The organism is Paenibacillus sp. FSL P4-0176, from assembly GCF_037975265.1.
In the GTDB taxonomy this organism is placed as follows: Bacteria; Bacillota; Bacilli; order Paenibacillales; family Paenibacillaceae; genus Paenibacillus; species Paenibacillus amylolyticus.
The window spans coordinates 4499604-4512656 of record NZ_CP150242.1 but is presented as its reverse complement, the minus strand read 5'-3'; the positions used below and the strand labels follow the sequence as shown (position 1 = coordinate 4512656).

Below are 13053 nucleotides of genomic sequence, written 5' to 3'. Positions count from 1 at the left end.
ATTGTATTGGAGAGGAGGGGAGAGTTATTGATGAAGCGCGCGTAATCGAACAAATCCGTCAAGGAGATACATCCCAGATGCGTACTCTGATTGATAAGTATAGCCAGCATGTATACCATGTGGCCTATTCCGTACTCAGGAACGATCAGGAAGCACAGGATGCAGCTCAGGAGGCGTTCATACAGATGTATAAGTCTCTCCCCGACTACCGTTCTGAAGGTTTCAAAACGTGGTTAACCCGAATTGCCTTTCACAAAGCGATTGATGCCAAACGCAAGCTGGGCAGACGAACTGCTGAGGATCCGGGTGGAGAAGAAAAAATAATCAATATGCCCGGACGGGATGAAGACGTTCTTACCCGTCTCGTTCGTGAAGAGCGCCAGGATAAACTTCGCGAACGAATTAATCAGTTGCCTGCTCAGCATCGTGACATTATCACTGCGTATTATCTAAGCGAAAAAAATTATGAGCAGATTGCCAGTGATGCACAGGTGGCTGTGAAGACTGTGGAATCCCGCTTGTATCGTGCCCGGCAGTGGATTCGAAAACATTGGAAGGAGGATGAATGGCGTGAGTAAACAGGAGAAATATACCACTGCGCAATGGACCGATTATATTGAAGGCCATATGAGTGAAACTCAAGCAAACCAAATGGAACAGCTTCTGATGGAAGATCCGGATGCGATGGACATCTATCTGGAAGCGCTTGGTATCCACGGAGAACTGCCTCCGTTACATGACCCAACAGGGTTTGCGGATTCAGTCATGCATCGGATTGAGGGCATTCAATCACCCAAGGTACAACGCAAATCCCGTGCTGGACGAAACCGGCGCTGGCTTGATCATAAAGTGTTCCATTACGCGGTAGCGGCCTGTTTGACATTGATCTTCCTCTCGTCTGGACTTTTTGACAAGGTAGCACCATATCACAAGTTCCAGGATGGCGACCACAGAGGGTCATTTACCGAGAAATGGACGGAGGCAGCCACTTCATGGCTGGATAACCTCAAGCCTAAACCATAAATAGTTTCGCATTGCCTGATAAGAAAGGATGACGACTGTGCACTCAGATCGTAACAAATTACTCGCATTTCTATTAAACCTGATACCAGGTCTCGGTTTCATGTATTGGGGACGGGCTGCAAGGGCTGTGATCTATCCATTGCTTTTCTTCGGAACAGCTGTTGGCTCATTCATGTTAGCCATGGTCACTAATGAACAAGATTTATTGATTTTCGGTGCACTTTTTGCTGCTTTCTTCTGGGGGATCAGCATGCTGGATATGGTTATTGTTCTGCTCCGTACACCTTCTGCCCGAGAAGCACATTATAGGGGATACGGTGCGGCTTATGGAGCGCCTCCACACCAAGGGGCAGCCTACCAGGGAGCATACATGGGTCAGCAAGGGCCTATGGAGCAGATGAATGAAGATGAGCTGCATCAACATCCAGGTGGTGAATATGGCCATCCTGAGGGCCCCTATGGTCAACCCATGTACCGAAAAGGCAGTGAGGGTGAACGATTCTTCACCATTTTGCTCTCATTTGTTCCGGGATTGGGCCACCTTCATCTGGGATTGTTGCATCGCGGTTTGTCGTTCTTGATGGCGTTCTTTGGTTCATTTGCCATGATGGTTTTTGTAGCTTCGATCACGAATGAATCGGTATTTTTGATGTTCCTACTCATACTGCCTGTAATATGGGTATACTGCATGTTTGACGCGGTGCAGCATGTCCACCGTAAGCAGGCTGGTGAGATATTGCAGGATCGGACATTATTCGAAGAATTGGAGATGGGCAGAGTAGCCGGACGACGTAGCAAAGTGCTTGCAACGCTGCTATCCGCTTTTCCAGGTGCAGGTCATCTCTATCTGGGATTGCAGAAAAGAGGCATGCAATTGATGTTCCTGTTCCTGGGCAGCATCTATGTTCTGGACCTGCTTCACTTATCGGTGTTTCTGTTCATGATTCCGTTGATCTGGTTCTACAGCTTTTTTGACGGGCTCCAGTGCTCCAGTCGTTATGGACGCGAACCATTGGTTGATCAACCAATCTTCAAGGACTGGGCCCGCCATCAGCGTCTGATTGGATTCGGGATTGCCGCGCTGGGTCTATATTACCTGACGATCCGTCTTGTCATTCCACAGTTGAATGAGCTCTTCCCTAATGCATTTATGACGTATGAGATACGTTCCTATTTAAACACCGTCATCGTATCCTTGCTGCTCATTTTTGGCGGTTTGAAACTGCTGTTTGGCAAGCAACGGGGGACGGGTATCCAAAGTGCTGCTCATCAAAATGATGAGGGAGCAGACAGTCTCTTTTTATTCAAGGATCGGGATGATCGACTGTAATTTACGATCCAAGTTGAATTAAAGATTATTTACACTGACACTACGATGACAGAGCAACCTTCTAATCGCTGTTATCCAACAACATAAAAACACGCCAAGGGCTATGTATATCAGCCTCTGGCGTGTTTTTAGTTGTACAACTTTGATTTCGGATAAATGATTGCTATTTCGTAGCACCCTTCAGCAGAAGTTGACGGTACATCACTTCGAACAGGAACTCGAACGCTTCCAGATGACGTTTCGCTTCAAAAGCATCCTTGCCCCACGCATATATGCCGTGGTTACGCAGCAAAATTCCTGGTACGTTGGCATCAAGTACACCTGGCACCAATTCAGCGATAGATGGAATATCTGCAAAGTTAGGCAGGACGGGTACACGAATCTCCGCATTTTCTTCCCAAATGTTGAAAGCCTTGATCAATTCGATTCCTTGAATCGGTACGTGTCCATCTGCTCCAAAGAATTCACTGATCAGGTTGTTAAACACAGTATGCACGTGGAATACAGCACCACAACCCGTCAAACGATAGATTTCGCAATGAATCAACGTTTCGGCACTTGGTTTCAACGTTGTTGTTTCAATTGCTTTGCCGTGTTTGTCCACAAAAAGAAAGTCTTCCGGAGTGCGAAGTGATTTGTCTTTGCCTGAGGCGGTAACCGCAAAATAAAATTGCTCCGGGTCAAAGTCTCCTACACGCATCGACAGATTGCCACTTGTTCCGGGGAACCAGTTACGACCGGCAAACAACGCTTTAATATCAGCCAGTTCTTCAAGGACCTGACGTTTGTGTTCCAATGTAATCTTTTCAAAGCCCATCGTTTACAGCACTCCTTGTGTTTGCTTCTGTTTCATATCTTCGATGATATCGTAAAAGGTAGCGAATGGCACATGGTCTACACCCAGCTCAATACATTTGTCCGTTAAAATAGAGCGGGAGTAGACGAGGTCGGCAATTTTGGCACCTTCAAAATCCGTCAGACTGTCTCCAATGAGGATTCGATTGTATTGTTCTTCCGGGAAGGTACGAATGACTGTTGTTTTGCACATGCCGCAGCCATTCTCACAAGGAGGCTGGCAGGGATTTGGCCATTCAATCTTAATGGTTTCACCCGAGAAGTCAGCTCCGTTGCAATAGACATGATCCTGCGGGATATGAAATGGTGCGAGTAACGGTTCAATGAAAAAGTCCATACCACCGCTGGTCACATTGAATTCGATACCTTCGCTGCGAACGTAGTCAAGAAACTCGCTGAATCCTTCACGGATCCCCGCTTGTCCAAGCACAAATTCCACAATTTCATCTTTCTGCGATGCAGGCAACAGAGCAAACATGGCTCCAACACCTTCACGCAGCGAGATTTTTTGCTCAATTGTATCTTTCATAATCGCTTCAATGCCCTCAGGCTTGAAATGTTTCATGATTGCGACAATATTGTCCGAGAGCGTAATCGTACCGTCAAAGTCACAGAAAATGACTGTTTTTTTATCACTTCTCATCGTTCGCCACCCCACAGATCCAATGCACTTTTCAGCTCCGGATGCTCGGTTGCATACTGCGCGAGTGGAATGGAACGTTGAGCTGCCTCAATGGCTTGCAGGAATGCACGTCCGCCTGCCTCAGTGCCCATAGGATGTCCATGAATACCGCCACCAGCATTAACGATGACATCCGTGCCAAAGTCGCGCAAAATGAGCGGTACAAGGCCTGGATGGATACCGGCTGAAGGCACTGGCATACTGGTTCGTACTGGCAGATCGGCTGTCAGTAATTGCTCCGTGATCGCCATATTTTCTTCCTTCGGCATCGTAACCGAACCATAAGGAGAAGGGAAGAGCACCAGATCGGCACCCGCAAGACGCATCAACTGGCCTAGTACAACCGAAGCGGACATGCCGTAATGTGGTGAAGGATACAGTGCACCTGCAAGAGCAGGGTGAGCCATAATTGGCACATTGATGTCAGGATCACTGCTGAGTTCATGCAGCACATCATATCCGTAAGACAATACGTTGAATAACAGGGCATTGGCTCCTGCACCAATAGCGCGTTCAGCTTGTTGCTTCAGACGAGATGTAGGTCCTGTAAGATTGGTTGCATACAGAAGTTTCTTGCCGGTCTCCTGGCGTGCCTGTTCGGCAGCTTTCATGCAGACCTCGACTCTTTTTTCGATAGGTGTCAATTTATTCTCAAACAGAATCTCATCGTCCTTGATCAAATCAACGCCACCAAGAGCCTGACGAATAAATTGTTCACGCAGTTCATCTGCATCCAGTCCGATAACTGACTTAAAGATACTCATTAACAGTGGACGATCATGTACACCAAGCAGATCACGAACACCATTCAGTCCAAACTTGGGTCCCGGGAATGCACTCAGGAAGCCATCCGAGAAACCAAGCTTTGTAAGTTTAATTCGGCCATCCATTGAGATTTTGCCAAAGACCGTCACGAGCAGGGCAGGGATATCACGGCTGAAGTTAACATCAGGATATCCGATGGTAATATCGGCGTAACGCTCACCCGCAGCTATTCCTTCAGCTTCATTTACTTCTACGCTGATTACTTCACCCAGATGTTTCTGCATCGCTTCACGCTGGGCTTGCGGCAACTCCGTCCAGCTACCCACGGTCATGCCAATCGCGATAGACTGAGCCTTCTTGCGAAAGTCTGCATGATCATCATGCAGACGATATGTGGCTGTGCACATGTTATTCATTTTAAATCCCCTTCCAAAGCAGCTCCCATCTCCCGTGAGCGCTCTGCACAGCGGTTGACGGCTGCGATTACATTTTCAAAGAAATCTCCTTCGTCCAGTGTCTTCAGTGCTGCCTGGGTTGCCCCTCCCGGGGAAGTCACATCACTACGAAGTTTCATCGGTTCCAAACCGGTTTGTTGTACCATTCGTGACGCGCCAAGCACCGTCTGAACAGTGAGATCACGAGATTGCTGGCTGGATAAGCCACCACGAATACCTGCGGCAATCATGGCCTCCATTAAATAGTATACATAAGCAGGGCCGCTTCCGGAAATTCCAGTGAGCACTTCGAGTTTATCTTCAGGCACGATGGTCACGATACCAACCGCTTCAAACATGGTCATCACCGTACTGCGCTGCTCATCCGTAATCTCCGTAGAGAAGGCAAGCCCGGTTGCACCGAGTCCAATGGTACTGGATGTGTTCGGCATGGTTCTCGCGATCGGTTGTTTACGACCAAGCAAGGACTGCATCGTGCGGATTGATAATCCGGCAATGACAGATACGATCAGTTGATCAGGTGATAACAGCGGACCAAGCTCGCGTAGCGCTGCGGCAGCATCTTTGGGTTTCATACAGAGTACAATGACCGGAGTGGAGGCAAGGTGATCCAAGGATTGCGAGGCAGTTCCGGTATGTACAGCATAACGGGTGCTGAGCTCCTCCTGACGTTTCTGGTTGCTGCGGTTCAGCATCGTAATATCCTGAGGACGAACGACTAGGCGGGAGATCAGTCCGCGCACGATGGCTTCAGCCATCGCGCCTGCTCCGTGGAAAGTAATCTTCTGTTGTAGTAACGTCTGTTGCTCTTGACTCATATTTATCGTTCCTCCTATATAACTGTTGCTGGGATATTATTGACGAATCTGTCCATTGCCTGTAATCCGATATTTGGTTGATGTCAGTGCTGGTAGTCCCATCGGTCCACGAGCATGCAGTTTCTGAGTACTGATTCCGATTTCGGCTCCATAGCCAAATTCAAATCCGTCGGTGAAACGTGTGGACGCATTGTGATAGACGGCTGCTGCATCCACATCATGCATGAAGCGCTCTGCATGGGCTGTATCCCGGGTTACGATACACTCGGAATGTTTGGTTCCGTAATGTGCGATGTGCTGCATCGCTTCTTCCAGGTTCTCGACCACCCGGATATTTAAAATATAGTCGTTGTACTCGGTCGCATAGTCTTCCTCGGTTGCCTCAAGGGCAGAAGGAACAAGACGGCGCACCGTGTCGCAACCTTTCAAGACCACACTGGCCTCACGGAATTGCTCGGCAAGAGCAGGCAGATGTTCTTCCGCATATGCGGCATGCAGCAGCAACGTTTCCATGGAATTACATACGGATGGACGTTGTGCCTTGGCATTGATGGCAATTTCGGCTGCCATAACTGGATCGGCTGATTCATCCACATAGGTATGGCAGATGCCCGCCCCAGTTTCGATGACAGGTACCGTTGCATTGGCAACCACATTACGAATGAGGGAAGCACCGCCGCGTGGAATGATAACGTCCAGCAGTCCGTTCAACTTGAGCATCTCATCCACGGAAGCACGATCTGCATCTTCAACCAGTTGCAAAGCATCAGCAGGCATGTCTGTCGTTGTGAGTGCCTGATGCAGCACCTCTACAATTTTACGATTGGAGGACAGGGCAGAGGAACCGCCGCGCAGAAGCACTGTATTACCTGTTTTAAGACATAATCCGGCTGCGTCTACAGTTACATTAGGACGAGCTTCGTAGATGATGCCAATCAGGCCAATCGGCACTCTTAATTTTTCAACATGTAATCCGTTTGGACGGGTAAATGTCTCTAACACTTCGCCGACTGGATCAGGCAGATCTGCAATCTGACGTAACCCTTCAGCTATGCCTGCGATCCGCTCCTTATTAAGGGCGAGTCGATCCAGCATGGATTCCGGCGTGCCTTGTTCTCTGCCTCGTGCCAGATCTTCGGCGTTTGCCGTAATGATGGAATCCGTCTCCTTAATCAAAGCATCTGCCATGACACGCAGGGCCGTATTTTTCTGTTCTGTATTCAATCGGTTCAGCTGTGGAACCGCTGCTTGGGCTTTGCTGGCTTTTTCTCTGACTTCACTCATCGTAATTCCTCCTCATATATATAAAGTTGAGTATTCCAACCACTATATAGCTTCTTGTTTATTTTAACGTAATCCATTCGTCTCTATGAATAACTTCAAGTCTGTGGATGCTAGCGAGTTGTTTCATCACTTCACCACTGGGAAGTCCGGCAATGAGTCGAAGCTGGTCATCATCATAATTGACAATACCGCGACCGAGCAAGGTTTCATCCATACCAATGACCTCTACGACGTCTCCTGCATGGAATGTTCCCAGTACCCGCTTGACCCCTACAGGTAGAAGACTGTGGCCCCCATGGACAAGTGCTTCTTCAGCACCATCATCCACAACGACGGTTCCCAGCGGAGTAGACATGAAGCCAAGCCACTGCTTTTTACGGGATAGCGAAGCGAGTCGTGTCTCAAAGTAAGTTCCTTTGCCCGTGCCATCAACCGCCTTCTGCATATCTCCGGGTTCCTTCACACTTCCCACGAATACAGGTACGCCTCCACGTGTAGCAACCTTGGCTGCATCAACTTTGGATCGCATTCCGCCTGTGCCAACCGCCGAACCTGAACCGCCGGCAAAAGCATAGATCTCAGCCGTGATTTCGGGAATACGGTCGTAACGCACGGCAGAAGGATCTTTGCGCGGATCTGCGGTGTACAAGCCGTTGGTATCGGTAAGAATGATCAGATGCTGAGCCTTCACCAGGTTTGCAACCAATGCGGACAACAGATCGTTATCACCAAACTTCAATTCGTCTACCGACACCGTATCATTCTCATTAAAAATCGGAATCACTCGCTGTTTAAGCAACTCTTCTACGGTCATACCTGCGTTACCCATGCGTTTACGACTGTGAAAGTCTGTACGAGTTAACAGAATTTGCGCCGTAGTAACGCGGTGCGCTGCAAAAGCCTGTTGATATGCCTGCATCAGTAATGCCTGCCCAACGGCCGCTGCGGCTTGTTTCTCATGTAGCAGTTTGGGGCGCTGAGGATAACCGATCTCCCGGAATCCGGCCGCTACCGCTCCTGAGGTGACCAAAAGCACTTCATGACCCTGATCAGCCAATGCTGCAATTTCTCCGGCAAAAAAAGTGATCGAACTGCGATCCAGACCGCCTTCTTCCGTTGTAAGCGAGCTGCTTCCAATCTTAACTACAATACGTGAAGTCATGGTTTCACTTCCTTAAACATGATTAATAAGTGCTTCTGGAGCAGTCTTTAGCGGGTACAAAAAAAACTCCCGCCCTTTAGTTAAAAAGGACGAAAGTTTGTTACTTCCGCGGTACCACCTTTATTGATGATTAGATCATCCGGCTTCATGCCCTGTAACAGAAGGCACTGTCCTGCACGTAACAGGCCGCTCAGGGGTAGGTTTCAGAGAAGAGCCGCGGTAAATTCTTTCAGCAGGGTGGAATTTACTCTCTGGGCGCGACTGATATTCTCTTACTGGTCCCGTCATCACGTTTCGTTCAATATTTCTTATAACATACCATGGAAACTTGGCATATGCAAAGGGGTTATGGTCCTGTAAATTACTTGAATAAATTCAGCTTGCCAATCCGCTGGGCAGCTTCGCGTAATCGGTTTTCATCACTTAACAGTCCCGCGCGCACATAGCCTTCACCATGCGAACCAAAACCAATACCTGGGGCTACGGCTACCTTGGCTTCTCGCAGTAACAAGTCTGCAAATGAAGCGGAGGTATAACCGGCAGGTACAGGTAACCAGCTGAAGAATGAACCCGCTGGTTTCGAAGCTTGCCAGCCAATTGAGGAAAGAGCGTCATAAAATGCATTGCGACGCGATTCGTAGCGTGAAACCAGTGAGGCAACACATTCCTGTGAGCCAGTAAGTGCTTCCGTTGCCGCAGCCTGAATTCCACCGAAGAGACTGACATAGATATGATCCTGAAGCAGATTGATCTTAGAGACAATCTCTGCATTGCCGAGTGCGAATCCAACACGCCATCCAGCCATATTGTACGTTTTGGATAACGTATAGAACTCAATGCCCACTTCTTTGGCACCAGGGGCTTGCAGGAAACTTACGGGACGATGTCCGTCGAATCCAATTGCACCGTAAGCAAAGTCGCTGGCAATGACGATTTGATTTTGAATGGCAAATTCAACCGTATCTTCGTAGAACGAAAGGGGTGCCGTTGCTGACGTTGGGTTGTTGGGATAGTTCAGGAACATCAGCTTGGCCTTCTCCCGATCTTCGGCTGTAACAGCTTCATAATCTGGCAGGAATGCGTTGGACTCCAGCAAAGGCATAAATGACATGTTTGCTTTGGCGAGTGCAACACCAGACCAGTAATCCGGGTAGCCGGGATCTGGAACGAGAACGGTGTCGCCGGGGTTTAGCAGGACCTGAGGTAACTGAACCAATCCGGTTTTGCCTCCGAACAGAATGGCTACTTCAGTCTCGGGGTCCAAATCAACGTTGTAATCTTCCTTATAACGTTTGGCGACGGCTTCCTTCAGGAAAGAGTATCCTCTAAAAGGGGAGTATTTGTGATAGAGGGGATTCTCAGCCGACTCTTGCAGTGTTTTCACAATATGAGGTGGTGTAGGTGTATCCGGGTTCCCCTGACCCAGATTGATCACGTCATGTCCACTTGCGATTTCACGATTTACATTTTGAACAAGGGTAGCAAAAAATTGCGTTGGAAGCTGTGTCATCACATCAGAAGTCGGTATCTTAAAAGCTGAACGAGCAGATGTATGGTCTGATTGGGTCATTATATTCATCACTCCGGTTATTAATAATGGCAAATAGTTCTCATTAATTTATCACGCAAATCCCGAGCTGTATAGAGGGAAATACACTTGAATATACAGTACATAGGAGCAAAGAGCGGAGTATTGTACAAAATTGAAAGTACTCATTTAGTTTTGTCCATTGAGCTGAGAGAAGCCATGTTTTATGATAATATCCGATAATGATAATCAATATCATTAATTTCTAGCACAACGCACATGATATAGGGGGAGAAATAGAAATGAAAAAGGGCATACGAAATACGGGAGTATTATTAACGATCACATGGTTATCCATCCTGCTACTGGCTTGTGGAAATCAGGCTGCAACACCTGCTGCTGGCGCAGATGATTCCAAAGCAGCCACAGAAACCACAGAGACCCAAACTGCAACGGAAGAGACGAACGAGGGCGAGACCCGGATATTCAAAGACTGGACTGGCCATGAAGTTGAGATTCCTGTAAATCCGAAGCGAGTTATCTATCATGGAGAAGTTACAGGGGATCTGCTCGCGCTTGGTGTAGTTCCTGTCGGCATACTTCGTCAAGAGGGAACCGTATTTGATGATCAGGTTGCTCAGGCAGAAGATGTAGGATTTCCGATCAGTGTGGAAAAGGCGTTAGACCTGAATCCCGATCTGATTATTTTTTCCAACAGTGACGAGGCTCAATATGATCAGATCGCAAAGGTTGCACCCACGGTTACATTTGATTCATTTGGTTTAATAGAAGATCGCATGCGTATCCTTGGCGATTTGTTGAATAAGAAGCAAGAAGCGGAGGAATGGGTTACAGCTCATCAAAAAGCGACGGAAGAGATGTGGACGCAACTTCATGAGAACGGATTAAAAGAAGGGGAGACCGCTTCGGTATTCACCATGTATCCCGGGAATCGTCTGTTTGTCATGGCAGGTGCAGGATTGCCACAGTTGTTATACGGAAAAGACGGGCTGAAGCCAACCGCGGAAATCCAGAAAGTATTGGATGAAGACATGGGATTTGTAGAGATTTCGACTGAAAAATTATCTGAATTTGCCGGTGATCGGATATTTATTCTGGATCCTGTGACCGACGATGCGAAACAATCCACCAAGGAATTGCTGGATAGTACAATCTGGAAGAACCTGCCTGCGGTGAAAGAAGGAAAAGTATATCGTTTTAATATCGTAAAAGCTTCTAGTGATGCTCTTTCGAGGGAGTGGCTGTTACAAGAGCTGCCAAAACAGATGAACCAATAATGGTGACGAGCTAGTGAGGCAGCAGTAACACCTTTGAGTAATGCAATTATAAAAAAAGTAAAGGGGGCCTTCAACATTTCGTTGAACGCTCTTTTTTGCTGATTAAACTCATATCTGGATTATTGACTATCGCTCGCTTATAATCAGACCATACAGAATGATTGATAATTATTCTCATTTTAGAAAAACGAGGTGAACCGACATGCAGGCTTTGGATGCCGATGGGGGAGCGTTGTTCTTTTCAGCATTCATGTTTCGGCTGGATCATCTGATACGACGAATTGAACCACCTGAACAGGTGATGCTGGAAGTGGCTTGCGAGAAACATGCCTTCCTGATCTGTGAAGAAGGGGATGGGCGTTTATATATTGGACATGAACAGTTTCCGTTTACTACGGGATGTGTTTATCCGCTTTCTCCGGGAGAGGGGTACCAGATTGAACATCGTAATAACTCGGAATTAAAATATATCATAATGGCTTTTGATGTTATTCATGTGTTGACGGGTGATCCCGAACTCTTTACCCGCCCTGTATTTGAGCACAGAAACCAATTGAATGGTTATCCCTATGCTCCGTTAAGTGGGTTGCTGGAGCAGATGTATGTCATCCGGAATTATAAAACAGATGCCGAATACAGTCATCTGAATGCACAGTTCCAAAAATGGATGGAGATGATCATTACCCGGTACACTTCTCCAAAGACGGAACAGAGTATGGAAGCAAGGCTACACAGTACGATTCAATATGTGGACGACCATTATGCTGAAGAAATCACTGTACAGAAACTGGCACGTCTTGCGGAGATCAGACCTGTACAATATACGACCCTATTCAGACAACTCACGGGTCACAAGCCGCTTGATTATGTGAATCATGTACGCATTAAACATGCCAAGGACTGGCTTCGCAAATCAGATGAACCACTTCGGGATATAGCGAGTCGCGTGGGGTTTAAGGATGAGTATTATTTCAGCAGGCGTTTTCGCCAAATGACGGGATTATCTCCTCGTCAATATGACAGATCGATTCAGCAGCAGACATTAGTACAAGATTGGTTGGGTCATGATGTGAATATTCCAGTTAACCCGGAGCGAATTATGTATTATGGAGATTCTGCTGGGGATCTGTTGATGCTGGGCATTCAGTTGCTGGAAGATCGGACATATGACGCGGTCGCCCCGGTTAATGTGGAAGCCGCTGTTATCATGAAGCCGGATTTGATTATTTTTGACAGCAGCAATGAACAACAGTATGAACAACTTTACCGGATTGCACCGACGCTTGCTTACAATTCACATGCCACGTTGGAAGAACGAATGCGCAGATTGGGCAGCTGGTTTGGCAGACAACCGCAGGCTGAACAATGGCTAACCTCCTATGCGGAGCGTACTGAGCAGATGTGGGCGAAGATCCATACTGTAATTGAAGAGGGGGAAACGGCATCCGTATTTACATACCATCGGGGTGCACGATTATTTGTTATGGGCAATATCGGTCTGGCGCCTATGTTATATCATCCAATGGGATTCAGGCCAGTTACCAAAGTGAAGGAAGCACTTGCGGCAGGCAGAGCCTATAAGGAAATTTCGGCTGAAGCGGTACGTCAGTACGCGGGAGATCATGTGTTTGTTATGCTGCCTGAGGAAGTTGTGGCAAGACAGGCTACAGAGATGCTGATGAAAAGTCCCAGTTGGCAGGCCCTTCCGGCTGTGCAGAATGGACGGGTATATCCTGTGGAGGAGTCAACATGGAATGTGGGTGATGCGCTCACGAGTGATCGATTGTTGACCCTGCTCCCTGAGTTGTTGTGTGCAAGTTCATAACAAAAACAGGCTTGCAGTCCTCAGGAGG

General features: G+C 47.6%; 12 protein-coding genes and 1 other annotated feature. Of the genes, 5 read left to right on the top strand and 7 right to left on the bottom strand.

Going from position 1 to position 13053, the window contains the following annotated elements; genetic code table 11:
* Window positions 1-77: 77 nt before the first annotated feature.
* From MKY95_RS20670 to MKY95_RS20660, 3 genes are read left to right on the top strand one after another with little or no spacing between them, the layout of a single operon-like run.
* A complete protein-coding gene (locus MKY95_RS20670) occupies window positions 78-578 on the top strand; it encodes a sigma-70 family RNA polymerase sigma factor (protein WP_256721174.1) in 501 nt (166 codons plus the stop codon).
* Complete coding sequence (locus MKY95_RS20665; RefSeq protein WP_076317451.1) at window positions 571-1023, top strand: hypothetical protein; 453 nt, start codon at window positions 571-573, stop codon at window positions 1021-1023. The genes MKY95_RS20670 and MKY95_RS20665 overlap by 8 nt, the downstream gene beginning before the upstream one ends.
* Window positions 1024-1051: 28 nt before the next feature.
* Window positions 1052-2353 (top strand): multi-tm2 domain protein, encoded by a 1302-nt coding sequence (locus MKY95_RS20660; protein ID WP_083669576.1) that lies wholly within the window; start codon window positions 1052-1054, stop codon window positions 2351-2353.
* A gap of 163 nt (window positions 2354-2516) precedes the next feature.
* Here the strand turns inward: MKY95_RS20660 and MKY95_RS20655 are convergent, their stop codons facing one another.
* The 7 genes from MKY95_RS20655 to MKY95_RS20625 all read right to left on the bottom strand — a co-directional run bounded on the left by MKY95_RS20655 (window position 2517) and on the right by MKY95_RS20625 (window position 9944).
* The gene (locus MKY95_RS20655) at window positions 2517-3170 is read right to left on the bottom strand and encodes a methylthioribulose 1-phosphate dehydratase (protein WP_076317453.1); all 654 of its coding nucleotides are present in this window, start codon (window positions 3168-3170) and stop codon (window positions 2517-2519) included.
* A 3-nt stretch (window positions 3171-3173) separates the two neighbouring features.
* Window positions 3174-3851, bottom strand: a complete 678-nt coding sequence (locus tag MKY95_RS20650) for a 2-hydroxy-3-keto-5-methylthiopentenyl-1-phosphate phosphatase (protein WP_017687758.1) — start codon at window positions 3849-3851, stop codon at window positions 3174-3176.
* Window positions 3848-5071: a 2,3-diketo-5-methylthiopentyl-1-phosphate enolase gene (locus MKY95_RS20645; protein ID WP_076317454.1), complete on the bottom strand. Its 1224-nt coding sequence runs from the start codon at window positions 5069-5071 to the stop codon at window positions 3848-3850. The genes MKY95_RS20650 and MKY95_RS20645 overlap by 4 nt, the downstream gene beginning before the upstream one ends.
* Entirely contained in the window at window positions 5068-5928 is an 861-nt protein-coding gene (gene proC / locus MKY95_RS20640; RefSeq protein WP_076317455.1) for a pyrroline-5-carboxylate reductase, read from the bottom strand. Before proC ends, MKY95_RS20645 begins: the two co-directional genes overlap by 4 nt.
* A gap of 36 nt (window positions 5929-5964) precedes the next feature.
* Entirely contained in the window at window positions 5965-7212 is a 1248-nt protein-coding gene (locus tag MKY95_RS20635) for a glutamate-5-semialdehyde dehydrogenase (protein ID WP_076317456.1), read from the bottom strand.
* Between the two features lie 58 nt (window positions 7213-7270).
* Entirely contained in the window at window positions 7271-8374 is a 1104-nt protein-coding gene (proB, locus tag MKY95_RS20630) for a glutamate 5-kinase (RefSeq protein WP_076317457.1), read from the bottom strand.
* Window positions 8375-8456: 82 nt separating this feature from the next.
* Window positions 8457-8671, bottom strand: a binding site (T-box leader).
* Window positions 8672-8735: 64 nt separating this feature from the next.
* Entirely contained in the window at window positions 8736-9944 is a 1209-nt protein-coding gene (locus MKY95_RS20625; RefSeq protein WP_076317458.1) for a pyridoxal phosphate-dependent aminotransferase, read from the bottom strand.
* A 260-nt stretch (window positions 9945-10204) separates the two neighbouring features.
* Between MKY95_RS20625 and MKY95_RS20620 the strand changes: the two genes are divergently transcribed.
* Window positions 10205-11200, top strand: coding sequence for an ABC transporter substrate-binding protein (locus MKY95_RS20620; protein ID WP_076317459.1), 996 nt, complete (start codon window positions 10205-10207; stop codon window positions 11198-11200).
* A gap of 202 nt (window positions 11201-11402) precedes the next feature.
* The gene (locus tag MKY95_RS20615) at window positions 11403-13025 is read left to right on the top strand and encodes an AraC family transcriptional regulator (protein WP_076317460.1); all 1623 of its coding nucleotides are present in this window, start codon (window positions 11403-11405) and stop codon (window positions 13023-13025) included.
* Window positions 13026-13053 lie beyond the last annotated feature (28 nt).